The following is a 16,988-nucleotide window of genomic DNA, read 5'->3' as shown; positions in this document are numbered from 1 at the left end:
TTTAAATAAAATTAGGCTCGTGGGCGTTTTATGTTACGCCAATTAATATTACCCGCTAATAGCATTTCTCTAAGTGAAAGCAACCTAGGTGCGCAGCGTTTTGAAAATTGCCACTGATGCCCGCAACACGCCGCTGTTAAACTCATTTTACTGGGTTTTACCAACTGCGCATTTGCTTGCTCTAGGCCCTTGCCAAAAAAATCAAACCAGCCTAGTTCATTACAGTGCAGTTTATTGTCGCTTACTTGGTCTATGCTGTCTATTCTTAGCCTCACTTGATCATGGCTATTTATTAACACCGGCACTATTAGCCCCACTTGGGCATATTTTTTATAAAAAAGTTCATTTGCCTGAGCGTTAACCTCTGGCGGTGTTGGCTTTTGTTTTTCAAGCCAAGAGCCATTTTGTGAGTCGAGCGTAAACGGCGAACTCCCATTGGCAACCAAAGTCGCCGCCCGCTCTATATAATACGGTAAGCTTTTTAATTGGCGGCGTAGTTTATCAGCATTAGGCTCAGCAACTAAGCGCTGTACCTCTCGCTGATAAAACGCATTGCACAATTGTGCATACAGCACTTTTTGCGCATCACTTTGCCATATTTCTTGCTGCTGAGCTGCAAGTGGCTGACTCTTCGCTACCAATAGTTATACTCAAAAAACAATTAGGTAGCTGTTTTATAGCACAATAGCGGCTATTTTTTAAGCGCACTTGGCAATTTAAGCACTTGGCTTTTCGCCTAATTTAGCAATGCCGCTTTCTAAAAATTGCACCACGGTATTACGCTTTTTACCAATTAATAAACTGCCATCAGCTAAAAACATAAAGTTTTGCCAATTACGTTTAAATACATCAAAGGTGGTTTCTATAACGTTATCGCGTGCCATACAAAAATAAACAGTGGTATTAGCCTGCCAATCTAAATGATCCAAAATAGCTTGCGGTAAGCTTTCGTCGCCATTTTCCCACGCATCTTCCCAATTTACTTCATCGCTAAAGCTTTCTTCTTTACCGCACCAATCGGTTTTATCAAAAAAATCGGGGTGGTCGAACTCGCGGCTCACCATAGTGCTCCAAAGCACCGCAGCACGTTCGCTGGTCATTGGCTTAATACGCGCAGCGTCTTCTTCAGATACAGGGAGGTCTTTATGACGAAAAACCCAGGCTTTTTTGTGATCATCGAGCGAAATATAATTCATAGTGTTGGTGTATTCTTTGGCATAATAAAAAGCAAACGCAATTATACAAGAGATCAAAACATGACTACAGCAATAAAACCGCTTTCCCTCAAACCAGGCATATATCAACACTACAAAGGCCCACAATACAAAGTATTTTACGTAGCAACACACAGTGAAACCGACGAGCAACTAGTTATATATCAAGCCCTGTATGGCGAGTACGGCATGTGGGCACGTCCACTAAGTATGTTTTTAGAAACCGTTGAAAAAGATGGACACACTATTCCACGCTTTGCCTACCTTGGAGCTGCAGATTAACTATGGCATTATAATCACATACAACACTGCTCAGACCAGGCAAGGGGAACCCGTGCAATTTAATTCTACCGACAACTACATCGCTAGCAGCTCACTTAAACAGGCTGTAAATGCCGCTATTATGCTTGAAAAGCCCTTATTAATTAAAGGTGAGCCAGGTACAGGTAAAACCATGCTAGCTGAAGAGCTTGCTAAAAGCTTAGATACCGAGCTTATTCAGTGGCACATTAAATCAACCACTAAAGCACAACAGGGCTTGTACGAATACGACGCGGTATCACGCCTACGCGACAGCCAATTAGGCGATGAGCGCGTACATAACATTGGCAACTACATTGTTAAAGGTAAGCTGTGGCAAGCGTTTAACTACGCTGAACTTAACGGAAAACGCCCAGTGCTTTTAATCGACGAAATAGACAAAGCCGACATCGAGTTCCCAAACGACTTACTGCTCGAACTTGATAAAATGGAGTTTCATGTTTACGAAACTAACGAGCGCATTGTAGCGAAAGAACGCCCTATTGTGATCATCACCTCAAACAACGAAAAAGAACTACCAGATGCCTTTTTACGCCGCTGCTTTTTTCACTATATTGATTTTCCAAGCAGCGAAGAAATGCAGCAAATCGTTGATGTGCACTACCCTAACGTTAAACAAGATTTAGTTCGCCAAGCACTCGAAGTATTTTTTAACTTACGTGAAGCCAACGGTCTTAAAAAGAAACCTTCCACCAGCGAACTGCTGGATTGGTTAAAGCTTTTAATGGCAGAAGATATAGATGCTAAAACACTGCACGATAAAGCCCAAAAAGGCGGCTTAATGCCGATGTTTGGCGCACTGCTTAAAAATGAGCAAGACATAAGCCTCATCGAAAAACTTGCGTTTATGAGTCGTCGCTAACATGCTAGTACAGTTTTTTTTCACGCTGCGCAAATACCGCTTACCGGTAAGCCTGCGCGAGCTACTCGATTTAATAAACGCCTTAAAAAAAGGCGTTATATTTGCCGATGTAGATGGCTTTTACCATTTAGCGCGCACCATAATGGTAAAAGACGAAACCCATTTTGACCGGTTCGACAAAGCCTTCAGCGACTATTTTAGCGGTATTGCCGACCTTGATTTGCTCGAAAGTTTAAAACAACAGCACAGCTTACCTAAAGACTGGTTGCGCAAAGAGTTTGAAAAACACCTAAGCGATGAAGAAAAAGCCCAGCTAAAAGCCATGGGCGGGCTCGACGAGCTAATGAAAACCCTAAAAGAGCGTTTACAAGAGCAACAAAAACGCCACGCTGGCGGCAATAAATGGGTAGGCACTGGTGGTACATCACCTTTTGGTGCATATGGGTATAACCCAGAGGGCGTGCGTATAGGGCAAGAGGGTAACCGTAATCGCCAAGCGGTAAAAGTGTGGGATAAACGTGAATACCGTAATTTAGATTCAGATCGTGAAATAGGCTCACGCACCATAAAACTTGCCCTTAAAAAATTACGTAAATTTGCCCGCACAGGCGCAAGTGACACCCTTGATTTAAACGAGACCATTCGCGCTACCGCCAAACAAGGCGGCATGCTGGATGTAAAAATGGCACCCGAGCGCCACAATGCCGTTAAAGTATTAATGCTGTTTGATATTGGCGGCTCAATGGATGACTACATTCATACCTGCGAAGAGCTATTTAGCGCCGCCCACAGCGAGTTTAAACATTTAGAGTTTTACTACTTTCATAACTGTTTATACGAGCACGTTTGGCAAGACAATGCGCGGCGCCATTCAAACATCATCGACACCATGACGCTGATTAATAAATTTACCAGCGACTACAAAGTAATATTTGTTGGTGACGCCACTATGGGCCCATACGAAATAGCCTACCCTGGCGGCTCAGTAGAACATTACAACGAAGAGCCTGGCAGTGCATGGTTGCAACGTATAACAAACCACTTTGATAAAGTCGCCTGGCTCAACCCACAACCTGTTGAACACTGGCCTTACTATCAATCAATTGATTTTATTAAGCAGCTGATGGATAACAGAATGTACCCGCTGAGTTTAGATGGAATAAGTAGCGCGATAAAAGAGCTGAGTTAGATATTAATTTACCTCAGCTCAGCGCTAGCAGCTGAGCTTCAGGCGTGAACCTGTAACTTTGTTGGGTGGCGCCTTTGGCTTAACCAACCTACCTTTGACGTAGGTCGGATAAGTGGCGAAGCCACGCCATCCGACGATAATGATGAATTAACTAGAAACAACCCGACTTACTGCGCTAAATATGAGCTGTTGAAATTTCAAGCAAGGAAAGGCTAAATAATGATACCTACCCTTATCCTATAAATTATTATTTGCACTCTTCTATATAAGGTTATAATATAAACATATAACCAAAAGGAATATGGTTATAACAAAAAAGCCTAAGCGATTATAAATCAACTTAGGCTTTCTTTAGGTATTGACCATTTGTAAATTGCTAATGCCATACCCTTTTGCGTGAGAACTAAAGGTTAGCATTAGCACGGTAAAATGGTCAATTAATTTAAACCATTTGACCGAGAGGTGCATCATGCAAATCACGATTAAAATTAGTGAGAAGTTTTTAGCTGATTTAGTAAGGTTAGTTACTTCAGTTTCTCCAATCTTGTTAATCATCAATAACTTTATGTGATAATTAATTAACTGATAAAAAGAAAGGATTCTTTTTATACTTCTACATTATACCTTGTAGCTCAACTGCGCTTTATTCATTTTAAAACATAATAAAAATCGTATTACAGAGTCAAAGCCCTACAATTCAGCTATATGATTCAATGTTTCAGGATGTCGCTGCACAAGCTTTAACAAGGTAATTGCTTGCCCATTCGGTGCACTACGCCCTTGCTCCCAGTTTTCGAGTGTTCTTGCTGATGTATGTAGAATGTTTGCAAATACACCGCGCGACATATTAAATGTTTCTCGAATATTTACTATTTCATCGGGTGAAATAGCAAGATCGTTAATATCATTTACCGCATGAGTACGTAACGTAAGCTTTCCTTGTGAATGCGCTTTAGCATCATCAAGTGCTGTCGTTAATTCTGAAAATAAATCACGTTTGCTCATTGCGCCATACCTCTAAGAATTCTTTTAATTGCTTTTTCTGATCTGCTGTTAAATCGGTTACTTCGTTTTTACTGTAAATAGTGAGTAGATAAAAACGTCTTTTGTCGTCCAAGTAATAATATATAACTCTTGAACCGCCACGCTTACCTTTTCCTTTGCTCGCAACTCGAACTTTACGTAAGCCGCCTGTTCCTTGAATCACATCGCCCTGTTTTGGGTTAACCATGAGGTCTGCTTGAAATAAACGATATTCGTCATCACTCAAGTACAGCTCTCGGTACTTTTCAAATATGCTTGATTCAACAAATAGGCTTTTCATACATAGAAGTATACGCAGATAGCGTACAAATTCAATTAAAGATTTTAAATGGGCGGCAGCTGGTATCTTTTGCTTTAGCTAAAGCACTTTACTCATAAACAAGCTATACGGATCTTGCTCATAATTCCCAAATGGTTCGCATTTTTTAAAACCAAACTGAGTGTAAAGCTTTTGCGCGGGTAAAAACGCCTTTGCAGTGCCTGTTTCTAAACTTAACTTTTTATACCCTCGCAGTGTTGCTTGCTCAATAATATGCGTGAGTAACTTAGCGGCTATGCCTTGGCGTAAATAATTGCTTGAGGTGCGCATTGATTTAATTTCGCCATGCGTTGTATTTAACGCTTTTAATGCGCCAACACCCGCTAAATTATTATCAATCCATAAGCTATAAAAAGTTATATCGGGCTTTGTGAGTTTAGTTACATCCAGCGCATGTACGCTTTCAACAGGTGAGTGTTTTAGCATATCGTTATGATGCGCTTGTAGTAACTTTATAATGTGTGGGTTTGAAAGCTCGCCTGTTCTAATATCCATTTACACCCCATTTAATCTTTGAATTTAATGCTTTAGGGCTTTAATTAAAGCCCTAAAATAAACAGCTATTTTTAGGCTGCTAGCTTCCACACCACAAACGCAACAGCAAAACCAACTAAGTACACTAAGCCTAACCACGTTAAGCTGCGCAATAGTACGCTGTGTTTAATGGCCGGCTCTGAGCGCACTAAACTAAAGTTAAGCCATGCAAAAACGGGGGTGGTTACAAAAGCAAGTGTCATGGCAAAGGTAAGCATTGGTCCCAGGGCCGATTTAAAAAATAAAATAACGGCCATACCGGCAAAGGCCTGCAGTACTAACCAACTATTTAAACTGTGTTTAGATTGCTTAAAACCAAGTAATTTATGTGACTCGTTAAGTGTACGGGCGTAGCCATCAAGCACGGTGAGTGTAGTGCCAAACATACATAAAAAAGCAATGGCTGATACAAGTGGCCTTGCCCACTCGCCAATAGTCAGTGCGTACATATCAATAAGCTGTTTAGCAAAGGCAACACCGCCAAGCTCAATACTGCTGCTTTGCCCATATTGCACCAGCACACCTAAGCTAAAAAATACCAATGCTAAACAGGCTGTTAGCCAATAGCCTACGTTAAAATCGAATAAGCCTTGGCTTTTAGTAACCGTTTGCTGAGTTTGTTTTTCTTTGAGCCAAAGCGAACTAAGCGCTGATATTTCTATGGGTGCTGGCATCCAGCCCATTAACGCGACCATAAAGCTCAGCATAGCCAACTCGTAAGGTGATGGGCCAATATAGTCAGCAGGAGCCATTGGGCCGTTACTAAACGCGATAACCAGTGCAATAACAGTAGCTAACGTTAATAGCCCCATAATGCCTTTAGCAACGCTGTCGAGCGCTTTAAAGTGCCCAAGTAATAAAATAGCTAAACACACGGCCAATAATATCCAACACAGTAGCGTGACTTCTATCACTATTGGCAGTGCATAATGCAGCAAGCTTGCAGTCAGTAATAACACCCCTGCGGTATTAACTATGGCGGCCAATATATTTAAGCCAATAAAGCTATAAAAATAGACAGGGCCTTTATTTTTATAGCCTTCTACTAAACTGTTTTTGGTTGCTAGGGTGTATTCCATACCAAAGCGAAAAAACGGGTACTTTAATACGTTAACAACGAGAATTAGCCAAAACAGTTGCCATCCAAATAGCGCGCCAGCTTGAGTAGATGCAACTAAGTGAGAGCCGCCAATTGCTGCGGTTGCCATTAAGATACCAGGGCCTAGTGCGCCCAATCGAGATTTCCAAGAGGTGTGTGTTTGCTGCATTAATTTCTCAAATTATGTGTGTTATTCGCTCTGGTTATTAATTTTAATAATTAATAACACCGAAGGCTGCATAACTTACCTAAATTAAAGGCAATAAAAAAGAGCCGTAAGGCTCTTTTTTATAGTACTTTGGGACTAAATCTTATTTTAGTTCCATCTCTTGGATGATTTCGTGCGCTATTTCTGGCGTTGTGCTTACAGGCTTTTCGTGTAAATTTGCTTTTATTTGCCCTTTTCGATGTTTTAGTGCTGCATCGAGTTTTTTAGCTGCGCTTGCAATCGCCGGGTACATAACTTCGTTTTCCCCTTTTACCGATATACGCGCACCTTCGTAATTTGTGCTAATTTCTGCTTGGATTTTGTGATGCTCTTTAGACAATATAATGTCGAGTGCGATAAGTGATGGAAAGTGGCTCTCGATTTTTGAAAACTTTTCGTTGATATGCTCTCTAATAGAGTTAGTAACGTCTACATGGTGACCAGAAAGATTAATTTTCATAGGGTATCCTTTTATTTGTTACCTCATAAATAGTATTGGGGGCTATTTAGATTAACACAAGGAAAAAGCACTGATTTTTGAAATTAATTTGTTACTTAAACTGATTTAAATTATAAGTTGTGCAAAGTTTATGCAAAGCCCATAGGGTATGGGCTTTCAGACGTCTAGCCTTTAGCGTTTAGTCTGTGTACGAACAACAATAGTCAGCAAAATCACTCACTTTTACTTTAAAGCTAACATTGGCATCAACGTTAAATGATTCGCCCGCGATAAATGTTTTCCACTGCGTTTCGCCAGGTAATAAAATATCCCATTGGCCGCCTAACAGCTCCATGAGTTCTTTTTTGCTTGTATCAAATACAAATTCGCCTGGTTGCATAAAGCCTAGCGTTTTGGTTGTGCCATCGTTAAATACCACGGTACGGCTTGATACTTTACCGTCAAAATACACGTTCGCTTTTTTAATTACGCTTACATTTTCAAACTGAGACATCCTCACTCCTGTTGTATTATTTTATTTAATCGGCCACCACCTTGCCTGATAGGTCATAGCCTTGCAAGAAAAGCGCTGTGAAAATTACTCATCTGAAATTCAAGCTCAAAAGGCTTTAAGCCAAAAAAGTACTACGTATTACAAGCAGTGTGATTGAAGTATCTTAAGGCTACTACGCCACTTTATAACTCAGTCAGCAAACAAAAAAGCCCGCCCTGTTTTACACAGGGCGGGCTTTTAAATATTAAAGCTAACGGTTAAAACAACGCGTTTGCTTTATTTACAATGTTCTCTACTGTAAAGCCAAAGTACTCAAACAGCTCACCAGCAGGTGCCGACTCACCAAAGGTAGTCATACCTACTACTGCACCATTTAGGCCTACGTACTTGTACCAGTAATCAGCAATACCTGCTTCTACTGCTACGCGGCGTGTAACGGCTGCCGGTAGTACGCTTTCTTTGTACTGTGCGCTTTGCTCTTCAAATACATCAGTACATGGCATAGATACAACACGTACCTTTTTACCTTGGCTGCGTAGCTCTGTTGCAGAGTCTTGTGCTAGTTGCACCTCAGAACCTGTTGCAATAATAATTAGCTCTGGCTCGCCGTCACAGCTAAGGATGTAACCACCCTTTTTAACATCTGCTAATTGCTGAGCGTCACGCGCTTGTTGCTCAAGGCCTTGGCGAGTAAAGATAAGTGATGTAGGACCATCTTTACGCTCAATAGCTTGTTGCCATGCAATTGCCGACTCAACTTGGTCACACGGGCGCCAGTTGTATAAGTTTGGCGTTAAACGCATGCTAGCAATTTGCTCTACTGGTTGGTGAGTTGGACCGTCTTCACCTAGGCCGATTGAATCGTGCGTGTAAACAAAAATGCTTGGTTGCTTCATTAGTGCAGCCATACGTACCGCATTTTTTGCGTATTCAACAAACATTAAGAACGTTGCACCGTAAGGAATAAAGCCTTTATGAAGGGCAATACCATTCATAATTGCCGACATACCAAACTCACGTACACCGTAGTAAACGTAGTTACCGCTTGCATCGTCTGCAGTTAGCCCTTTAGAGCCATCCCAAATTGTTAAGTTTGAGCCAGCTAAATCGGCTGAGCCACCCATGAATTCTGGTAATAACGGGCCAAATGCATTTAATGCATTTTGCGACGCTTTACGAGATGCAGGATTTGCAGGGTTTGCTTGTAGTTGCTCTATGTATGCTTGAGATTTTTCAGCCCAATCGCCTGGAAGTTCGTTGTTAATACGGCGCTTATATTCAGCTGCAAGCTCTGGGTATGCTTTTGCGTATGCTGCAAATTTTTCGTCCCAGCTAGATTCAAGCTGTTGACCTTTTTCTTTGCTATCCCACTGTGCGTAAATATCATCAGGGATTTCAAATGCACCGCCAGACCAGCCTAAAAATTCGCGAGACGCTGTAATTTCGTCATCACCTAATGGCGCGCCGTGACAATCGTGGCTACCAGATTTATTAGGTGAACCGTAACCAATCACTGTTTTACAACAAATTAGTGATGGTTTGTCGGTAACACTTTGAGCCTCTGCTATTGCAGCACTAACAGCATCGCTGTCGTGGCCATCAACGTCACTTATTACATGCCAGCCGTACGCTTTAAATCGTGCTGGTGTATCGTCGCTAAACCAACCTTCAACTTCACCATCGATTGAAATACCGTTGTCATCCCAAAAAGCCACTAACTTGCCAAGGCCTAATGTGCCAGCAAGTGAACATGCTTCATGAGAAATACCTTCCATTAAACAACCGTCACCCATAAATGCATATGTGTAGTGATCAACAATGTCGTGGCCTTCACGGTTAAATTGTGCAGCAAGCGCTTTTTCAGCAATCGCCATACCTACCGCATTTGTGATCCCCTGACCTAGTGGGCCCGTAGTAGTTTCAATTCCTGGTGCATAACCGTACTCAGGGTGGCCTGGCGTTTTAGAATGCATTTGACGGAAGTTTTTAATTTCATCAAGTGGTAAGTCGTAACCAGTTAGGTGCAATAGAGAATAGATAAGCATTGAACCGTGGCCGTTTGAAAGAATAAATCTGTCACGGTCAGCCCACTCTGGATTAGTTGGATTATGCTTTAGATAATCGCGCCATAATACTTCTGCGATATCGGCCATGCCCATTGGGGCTCCAGGGTGGCCAGATTTGGCCTTTTGTACTGCGTCCATTGACAAGACGCGAATAGCATTTGCAAGTTCTTTGCGAGATGGCATGAATTCTCCTACCTTTATGTGTATTTGCGCGGGTACTTATGTGTTCGTTAATACCCTTAAGTAACTTAAGAGCTGTTATAGCAACCATTCTTACTTAATGTGGGTGCAGTGTGCAATTAAAAACCCCATAAAAATGGGCTATTATGAATATTTTTTAAGACCAAAAAGTTATTACTCATTTTATTTAGACGTCTAGGCGTAAAAACACTATGCAAGGTGTTTTGTTTTAGATAAAATACGCCCCTTAATTTTTTAGCGCTAATACCGACGTTTGTGAAGCGCAATATTTGTGAGCAGAAATACAATGGCAAAACATTTATTTACTTCTGAATCTGTTTCTGAAGGTCATCCGGATAAAATCGCCGATCAAATCTCTGATGCGGTACTTGATGCTATCCTAGAGCAAGACTCTCATGCCCGTGTTGCGTGCGAAACTTACGTAAAAACCGGTATGGTTATGGTTGGTGGTGAAATTACCACTAGCGCATGGGTTGATATTGAAGAAATTACACGTAAAACAGTACGTGAAATTGGCTACACGCATTCAGACATGGGTTTCGATGCAGACTCGTGTGCAATTTTAAACACAATTGGTAAGCAGTCTCCTGATATTAACCAAGGTGTTGACCGTACTAGCCCAGAAGAACAAGGTGCTGGCGACCAAGGCCTTATGTTTGGTTATGCATGTAACGAAACAGAAGTACTAATGCCTGCGCCAATTACTTACTCACACCGTTTAGTACAGCGCCAAGCGCAAGTACGTAAAAGCGGCGAGCTTAACTGGTTACGCCCAGATGCAAAATCTCAAGTAACTTTTGCATACGAAAACGGCAAGCCAGTAGGTATTGATGCAGTTGTGCTTTCTACTCAGCACGCAGAAGAAATTTCGCAAAATGACTTAGTAGAAGCCGTGATGGAAACCATCATTAAGCCAGTACTTCCTGCCGAGCTTATTACTAGCGCGACTAAATTTTTCATTAACCCAACGGGTCGTTTTGTAATTGGCGGACCTATGGGCGACTGTGGTTTAACGGGTCGTAAAATCATCGTAGATACATACGGTGGTATGGCACGTCACGGTGGTGGTGCTTTCTCAGGTAAAGATCCATCAAAAGTTGACCGCTCAGCTGCATACGCTGCACGTTACGTAGCTAAAAACGTAGTGGCTGCAGGCCTTGCTGATAAATGTGAGCTACAAGTATCTTACGCAATTGGTGTAGCAGAGCCTACCTCTATCAGCGTTGAAACCTTTGGTACAAGCAAGCTTGAAGAAGGTCGTTTAATTGAGCTTATTCGTGAGCACTTTGACCTACGCCCTTACGGCTTAATTCAAATGCTTGATTTAGAGCGCCCTATCTACCAACCAACAGCGGCATACGGTCACTTTGGTCGTGACGAATTCCCTTGGGAACGTACAGATAAAGCAGACGCACTTCGCGCAGCTGCTGGCCTTTAAGCCAAAATACATTAAATAATAAACGGCCCTTTTAAGGGCCGTTTTTATATCTAAAGCAAAGGCTAATTATGCGCTTTATATCAATTGCATTAATTTAGTTGTTTATCATAGCACCCAGTAAAGAGTGCAATAACAAAGGAATTTACGGCGTACAGTTATTTTATATAAATAATTTTAACGCAATCAGTGCACTATTTAATACGCTAAACTAATCGTGTTTTGAATTAAATTGGTATTAGCTAGCCCTCGAATTTCGTACGGTTTTAGGTATATACTCTTTGCATAATAAAAGCTTAAGGGATAAGTAAATGGCCAATAATTTTCGTGTTATGTTTGTAGGACTCGCCGAGGGCACTGAGGCTAAAACGGCCTGCGTAAATTTAGCAAGTAAGCTAAAAACGTCTGAAGATAAAGTAACTCAGTTTTTTAATGGCAAAGCACTCTTTGCACCTAGCAATAAAGACAAAGCCTTAAAGCAGGCCAAATTACTGGCAAGCCTAGGCATTAAAAGTAAGTTACAAGCCACAGGTGAGCTGCCCACTCAAAGCCCTAGCGCAGCTAGTCAGCGTGATGAACGGATTTTTGATGCCCTTGATTACATAACGAGCAGCCTGATCCGCCTAGAAGAAAAGCTAGAAGAGCTAGAACAAAGGCTTCCAACCAATGAGCTAAAAAGCCCTACAGACGAAAGCGATGAGTGGCAAGAAGATGATCTAATGCTTGACGAGCAGCTCGATGAACCTGTTAAAACGCGTAGCAATATTTTGTTATATTCACTGATTGCCACCGCCGTTTTACTACTTATTGTGCTTGCTGTTTACTTAGCTTTTCCTGATTTAGTGTCTATTTAATCAAAGGTGCGTAATTACAATGAGCAATAAACGTACACACATACGCCAATCTATTCGCCAATTACGCAATAATCTATCAAAAAAACAGCAAGAAAAAGCCGCGGCACAGTTAAAGTTGAATTTTACTCAACAGCTAAATAGCGATAAAACAGCCTCAAAAAAACAAATAGCCATTTACTTTAGTAACGATGGAGAATTAGATACCTCATTGTTAATTAATGAGTTATGGGAAAAAGGCCACACCCTTTACTTACCCGTTATACACCCATTTAATGGGGCTACTTTGCTGTTTCAACGCTATGAAAAAAACTCACCCATGAGGGCAAATCGCTATGGTATCTTGGAGCCTAAGCTGAACTGCTCTCAAATATGCCCATTAACTGATTTAGATTACTTACTGATGCCACTTGTAGCATTTGATAATCAAGGTAACAGATTAGGAATGGGGGGTGGATTTTACGATAAAACACTGGCGCAATTACACGCTTACAATTGGCAAAAACCGCAACTTATAGGCTTAGCACATAGCTGCCAAAAAGTAGATGCACTGCCAATTGAATCGTGGGATGTTCCACTTAAAACCATTATTACTCCCGATAAAATTTATCACTGGTAATAAACACCCACTACACATTTGAAATATGAGCATAACAATGACGCAAGACGAATTAAAAAAAGCAGCTGCGTGGGCTGCACTCGAGTTTGTAAAAGAAAACACCATTGTTGGTGTGGGGACAGGCTCTACCGTAAATCATTTTATTGATGCCCTAGGCACAGTAAAAGACACCATAACGGGTGCGGTATCTAGCTCTGAGGCTTCAACAGCGCGTTTACACGCGTTAGGTATTGAAGTGTTTGAGCTAAACGATGTAGATGCTCTTGATGTATACGTAGACGGCGCAGATGAAATTAATGCCCAAAACGAAATGATCAAAGGCGGCGGCGCAGCACTTACCCGCGAAAAAATAGTCGCAGCCGTTGCAAAACAATTTGTTTGTATTGTTGATGACACAAAATTAGTAGATACATTGGGTGATTTTCCGCTTCCGGTAGAAGTTATACCAATGGCACGCAGCTACGTAGCGCGTGAATTATTAAAACTTGGTGGCGACCCTGTGTACCGCCAAGGCGTAGTAACCGATAACGGTAACGTTATTTTAGATGTACACAATTTAAGTATTAGTAATGCCAAACAACTTGAAACACAAATTAATTCAATTGTTGGCGTAGTTACCAACGGCCTATTTGCGATGCGCGGCGCTGATAAAGTGATTATCGGCACTAAAAATGGGCCACAAATTAAATAGGATGAGGTTATGAGTAAGGTATCGTTAGCAAAAGACAAAATTAAAATTCTCTTGCTTGAAGGTGTTCACCAAAGCGCAGTAGAAACGCTTAAACGTAATGGTTACAGCAACATCGACTACGTAAAAACATCGCTACCTGAGGACGAACTTAAAGAGCGTATTAAAGATGTGCACTTTGTAGGGCTTCGTTCTCGTACTCATATTAACCAAGCAGTTTTAGACTCAGCTGAAAAGCTAGTAGCCATTGGTTGTTTTTGTATTGGTACTAACCAAGTTGACTTAAACTCAGCTCGCGAGCGCGGTATTGCAGTATTTAATGCACCGTTTTCAAACACTCGTTCAGTGGCTGAACTTGTACTTGGCGAAATACTATTACTATTACGTGGCATCCCAGAGCGTAATGCAGCAGCGCACCGTGGCGGCTGGTTAAAAACAGCAACCGGCTCGTTTGAAGCGCGTGGTAAAACGCTCGGGATTATTGGTTACGGCCACATTGGTACCCAGCTTGGTATTATGGCTGAAAACATAGGTATGAACGTAGAGTATTACGACATTGAAGATAAGCTCTCTTTAGGTAATGCAACACAAATTCATAACCTAACACAGCTTTTACAGCGCGCTGATATTATTAGTTTACACGTACCAGAAACACCGCAAACTAAAAACCTAATTGGCACAGCAGAACTTGCCGTAATGAAGCAAGGCTCAATACTAATTAACGCTTCACGCGGTACTGTAGTGGATATTGATGCACTTGCCGAAGCACTTAGCGAGAAAAAGCTAAGCGGCGCAGCTATTGATGTATTCCCCGTTGAGCCAAAATCTAACGAAGAAGAATTTGTATCGCCACTGCGTGAATTCGACAACGTTATTTTAACGCCGCACATTGGTGGCTCAACCCAAGAAGCGCAAGAAAACATTGGTATTGAAGTAGCCGGTAAATTAGCTAAATACTCAGATAATGGTTCAACTATTACAGCTGTTAACTTCCCTGAGGTTTCGCTACCAGAGCTTGCTAACCGTAGCCGCTTATTGCACGTACACCACAATCGCCCTGGCGTACTTACACAAATTAACCAAGCGTTTGCCCAGCACGGTATTAACATTGCCGCTCAGTACTTACAAACTGATGAATCAATTGGTTATGTAGTTATTGACGTAGATACCGATCAGTCAGAAGTTGCACTTAAAGAGCTAAGCGCAGTAGAAGGTACAATTAGAGCGCGTATTCTTCACTAAAAGATGAAGTGTAAAAAATAATTAAATAAACACCGTGTTTAAAATAAATACGGTGTTTTTATTTTAAAGCTAACTTAACTTTAGGCTCTCATTTCAACGCATTTACCTAGGTGCCCATTATAAACCTTGAGTAGCGCCTTGCTTAAACAGTTTCAAGTTTTCATAACCACTTATACTTTCACAGCTGATGCTATCCTCGCATTTACCTCCTTTAATACGACTCGATACGGCTGTTCGCATACTAGGCAAATTTTTTATATTAGTGATAAAATTACCCATTGTTTGCTTTTCTCTAACAACGGTTATACGCTCAATATCTTTATTTTCAGGCTCTCTTGGTAAATCGATGCCTAAAGCGGCAAGCTTTAGTTTTGCCCTTGGGTCTTTTATAGCCGCCTTTTTATAATGCTTAATTGCTTTTTCTTTATTGGATTGACCTAAAATTGCTGATTCATACACTTTAGCTAGTAAAAAATTTGCCCTCACATAGCCCTTATTTGCTGCCAGTTCTAGCTTTTCTTTTGCTTCTAAAGCATCATCTTTTGTCGGGTTATTAGTTAGCATATATGCTGCAATATAATAATTTGCTTTTGGTAACTTTTTAGCGGCGTGTCGTAAATTTGTAAAGCCAAGGCTTTTATTAACTTCACCACCTTGGCCTTCAATCATCATTATGCCAAGTTTAAACTGGCTATTAGGCAGCCCCCAACGAGCGGCTTCATAAAAGTACCTTCTTGCTTTTTTTAAATCTTGCTCTACACCATAACCATTATAATAAAAAGTGCCCAACATCTCTTGAGCAAGTGGGATCTGTTGACGTGAGTATCGCTTTAGTTTTTTAAACTCTTCCTTACATTTTTCTGAAGAGCATGACTCCACCTTGATATTGTGCTCAAAATTAGTTTTTGCTGATAAGGCAGGCGAAAGCGATAAGATTATTACTTGGGTAAGAATTAAAAATAAGCGCATAATTAGGTCCATTTCCGTATGTATAACTAATACACTAGCCAAACAGAGACTAAAAAACAAGCAGTTCAACCAATGAAAAAGCATTTAAAAACAGATTATTATATTGCATAAAAAAGCGTGAGATATACCCACGCTCTAACAACTTTATTGTTTGCAGCCAACCATATAGGCAACTACAAAGCTAAAACGACTTTACTCGCCTTTAACTTCTAAATTAACAAATTTAACTAGCTCTTCTGGCTGGCCAGCTAACATCATTATTTGCTGGTTTACTTCCATCATGGTTTTACCTTCAGGCAATTTTGCCGATATGCTTAATGAGTTTAAACCTTTGGCAAAATCAGTCAGCGCCTGTGCTATTTCTTCAGTTACGGGCGCTTGCTGTAACTGTTGCTGTAGCGTCATTTGCATTTGCTCAAGCGTCATACCTTGTTTTTCAAGCTCGCTCACAAATAGCTCTTTTAATTTGCCTTGGTTATTAAGTACTAAATTAATATTTCGTGGCTCAAGCTTACTCATAGCTTGCATAACTAAGGTTTGCTGTTGTAACTCTTGCTCGTACGTAAGCGGCGTGTCACCTGCTTCTTGCTGTGCTTTGCTTATCGCAAGGGATGCGTCCATTAATGCTTTAGAATTGGCAAGTCCTACATCCATATTAAAACTAGCAATATCTTTTGCATCAAGCTTTAAAACTACGTCGCTGTCGCCAGATTGTTCATCGTAATCGAGCGATGAGCTTAAGTCGTAACTTGCAGAGGCAAGCATTTCGTTTGTATCAGCAGGTAGTTTTGCTACAAAGTCTTTATCGAACTGAAAGCTTTTTACTATAAACGATGTATGTGGCGATATTTTATCGGTTTCGTAACCGGTTACTTCAATACTTTGAATATGCGCTACGTTATCACCTTCAGGGCTAATTACTTCCATGTTAGTAATTTCAACACTTTTAGAAATAACACTTGCCGATAAACCCGCGTATTTAAATGTTGCACCGGTTTGATCGCTCACTAAAGCAAGCTGCTTGTCTACTTCGGTACGTACTTCTTGAGTTGCTACATAGTTTGCGTAGCTAACACCGCCTACGCCGGCTGCAACGATGGCTATGGCTATTACGAGTTTTTTCATGCTATTTCCTTATTCTGTTCTGTATATAAATTGTGTTTGCTCAAGAGTA

Annotated in this window: 19 protein-coding genes; 8 read left to right on the top strand and 11 right to left on the bottom strand. The window is 41.0% G+C overall.

Translation table 11 applies throughout. The features are described 5' to 3' along the window. Positions 1-11: 11 nt before the first annotated feature. Both AN390_RS02220 and AN390_RS02215 read right to left on the bottom strand, forming a co-directional pair. Positions 12-641, bottom strand: coding sequence for a hypothetical protein (locus tag AN390_RS02220; RefSeq protein ID WP_024033119.1), 630 nt, complete (start codon positions 639-641; stop codon positions 12-14). A 75-nt stretch (positions 642-716) separates the two neighbouring features. After that, complete coding sequence (locus AN390_RS02215) at positions 717-1,196, bottom strand: DUF2947 domain-containing protein (protein ID WP_024033120.1); 480 nt, start codon at positions 1,194-1,196, stop codon at positions 717-719. Positions 1,197-1,256: 60 nt separating this feature from the next. Here AN390_RS02215 and AN390_RS02210 point away from each other — a divergent pair, with 60 nt between their 5' ends. From AN390_RS02210 to AN390_RS02200, 3 genes are read left to right on the top strand one after another with little or no spacing between them, the layout of a single operon-like run. Then, positions 1,257-1,496, top strand: coding sequence for a DUF1653 domain-containing protein (locus AN390_RS02210; protein ID WP_029774266.1), 240 nt, complete (start codon positions 1,257-1,259; stop codon positions 1,494-1,496). 52 nt (positions 1,497-1,548) lie between these two features. Then, positions 1,549-2,397, top strand: a complete 849-nt coding sequence (locus AN390_RS02205; RefSeq protein WP_004586178.1) for a MoxR family ATPase — start codon at positions 1,549-1,551, stop codon at positions 2,395-2,397. A gap of 1 nt (position 2,398) precedes the next feature. Continuing rightward, positions 2,399-3,586: a VWA domain-containing protein gene (locus tag AN390_RS02200; protein ID WP_055252845.1), complete on the top strand. Its 1,188-nt coding sequence runs from the start codon at positions 2,399-2,401 to the stop codon at positions 3,584-3,586. A 690-nt stretch (positions 3,587-4,276) separates the two neighbouring features. Here the strand turns inward: AN390_RS02200 and AN390_RS02195 are convergent. From AN390_RS02195 to tkt, 7 genes are all read right to left on the bottom strand, one after another. After that, a complete protein-coding gene (locus AN390_RS02195) occupies positions 4,277-4,591 on the bottom strand; it encodes a DNA-binding transcriptional regulator (RefSeq protein ID WP_004586175.1) in 315 nt (104 codons plus the stop codon). After that, the gene (locus tag AN390_RS02190) at positions 4,578-4,910 is read right to left on the bottom strand and encodes a type II toxin-antitoxin system RelE/ParE family toxin (protein ID WP_054982728.1); all 333 of its coding nucleotides are present in this window, start codon (positions 4,908-4,910) and stop codon (positions 4,578-4,580) included. The genes AN390_RS02195 and AN390_RS02190 overlap by 14 nt, the downstream gene beginning before the upstream one ends. Before the next feature lie 78 nt (positions 4,911-4,988). Further along, positions 4,989-5,444 (bottom strand): GNAT family N-acetyltransferase, encoded by a 456-nt coding sequence (locus AN390_RS02185; protein ID WP_055252844.1) that lies wholly within the window; start codon positions 5,442-5,444, stop codon positions 4,989-4,991. A gap of 71 nt (positions 5,445-5,515) precedes the next feature. Beyond that, the gene (locus tag AN390_RS02180) at positions 5,516-6,751 is read right to left on the bottom strand and encodes an NRAMP family divalent metal transporter (RefSeq protein ID WP_055252843.1); all 1,236 of its coding nucleotides are present in this window, start codon (positions 6,749-6,751) and stop codon (positions 5,516-5,518) included. Positions 6,752-6,893: 142 nt separating this feature from the next. Beyond that, a complete protein-coding gene (hpf, locus tag AN390_RS02175; RefSeq protein WP_024033129.1) occupies positions 6,894-7,250 on the bottom strand; it encodes a ribosome hibernation-promoting factor, HPF/YfiA family in 357 nt (118 codons plus the stop codon). A 178-nt stretch (positions 7,251-7,428) separates the two neighbouring features. Beyond that, positions 7,429-7,743: a pyrimidine/purine nucleoside phosphorylase gene (locus AN390_RS02170; RefSeq protein ID WP_024033130.1), complete on the bottom strand. Its 315-nt coding sequence runs from the start codon at positions 7,741-7,743 to the stop codon at positions 7,429-7,431. A gap of 257 nt (positions 7,744-8,000) precedes the next feature. Further along, complete coding sequence (tkt, locus tag AN390_RS02165; RefSeq protein ID WP_029774273.1) at positions 8,001-9,992, bottom strand: transketolase; 1,992 nt, start codon at positions 9,990-9,992, stop codon at positions 8,001-8,003. A 304-nt stretch (positions 9,993-10,296) separates the two neighbouring features. Here tkt and metK point away from each other — a divergent pair, with 304 nt between their 5' ends. The 5 genes from metK to serA all read left to right on the top strand — a co-directional run bounded on the left by metK (position 10,297) and on the right by serA (position 14,845). Continuing rightward, positions 10,297-11,448 carry a methionine adenosyltransferase gene (gene metK, locus AN390_RS02160; RefSeq protein ID WP_004586168.1) on the top strand — a complete coding sequence of 384 codons (1,152 nt, stop codon included), beginning with the start codon at positions 10,297-10,299 and terminating at the stop codon, positions 11,446-11,448. A gap of 308 nt (positions 11,449-11,756) precedes the next feature. Next, positions 11,757-12,299 carry a hypothetical protein gene (locus AN390_RS02155; protein ID WP_055252842.1) on the top strand — a complete coding sequence of 181 codons (543 nt, stop codon included), beginning with the start codon at positions 11,757-11,759 and terminating at the stop codon, positions 12,297-12,299. A 19-nt stretch (positions 12,300-12,318) separates the two neighbouring features. Continuing rightward, on the top strand, positions 12,319-12,915 hold the full coding sequence (locus AN390_RS02150; protein ID WP_055252841.1) for a 5-formyltetrahydrofolate cyclo-ligase: 597 nt from the start codon (positions 12,319-12,321) through the stop codon (positions 12,913-12,915). A 37-nt stretch (positions 12,916-12,952) separates the two neighbouring features. Then, on the top strand, positions 12,953-13,606 hold the full coding sequence (gene rpiA, locus AN390_RS02145) for a ribose-5-phosphate isomerase RpiA (protein WP_004586165.1): 654 nt from the start codon (positions 12,953-12,955) through the stop codon (positions 13,604-13,606). A gap of 9 nt (positions 13,607-13,615) precedes the next feature. Further along, the gene (gene serA, locus AN390_RS02140; RefSeq protein WP_004586164.1) at positions 13,616-14,845 is read left to right on the top strand and encodes a phosphoglycerate dehydrogenase; all 1,230 of its coding nucleotides are present in this window, start codon (positions 13,616-13,618) and stop codon (positions 14,843-14,845) included. Between the two features lie 117 nt (positions 14,846-14,962). On the opposite strand, the gene AN390_RS02135 is transcribed toward serA, so the two are convergent. Both AN390_RS02135 and AN390_RS02130 read right to left on the bottom strand, forming a co-directional pair. Next, the gene (locus tag AN390_RS02135; protein WP_055252840.1) at positions 14,963-15,814 is read right to left on the bottom strand and encodes a tetratricopeptide repeat protein; all 852 of its coding nucleotides are present in this window, start codon (positions 15,812-15,814) and stop codon (positions 14,963-14,965) included. 192 nt (positions 15,815-16,006) lie between these two features. After that, entirely contained in the window at positions 16,007-16,939 is a 933-nt protein-coding gene (locus AN390_RS02130; RefSeq protein WP_055252839.1) for a hypothetical protein, read from the bottom strand. Between the last annotated feature and the right edge of the window lie 49 nt (positions 16,940-16,988).

It is taken from the genome of Pseudoalteromonas sp. P1-11 (assembly GCF_001399995.1).
GTDB classification, from domain to species: Bacteria; Pseudomonadota; Gammaproteobacteria; order Enterobacterales; family Alteromonadaceae; genus Pseudoalteromonas; species Pseudoalteromonas atlantica.
This window is presented reverse-complemented; position numbering and strand designations above follow the sequence as displayed.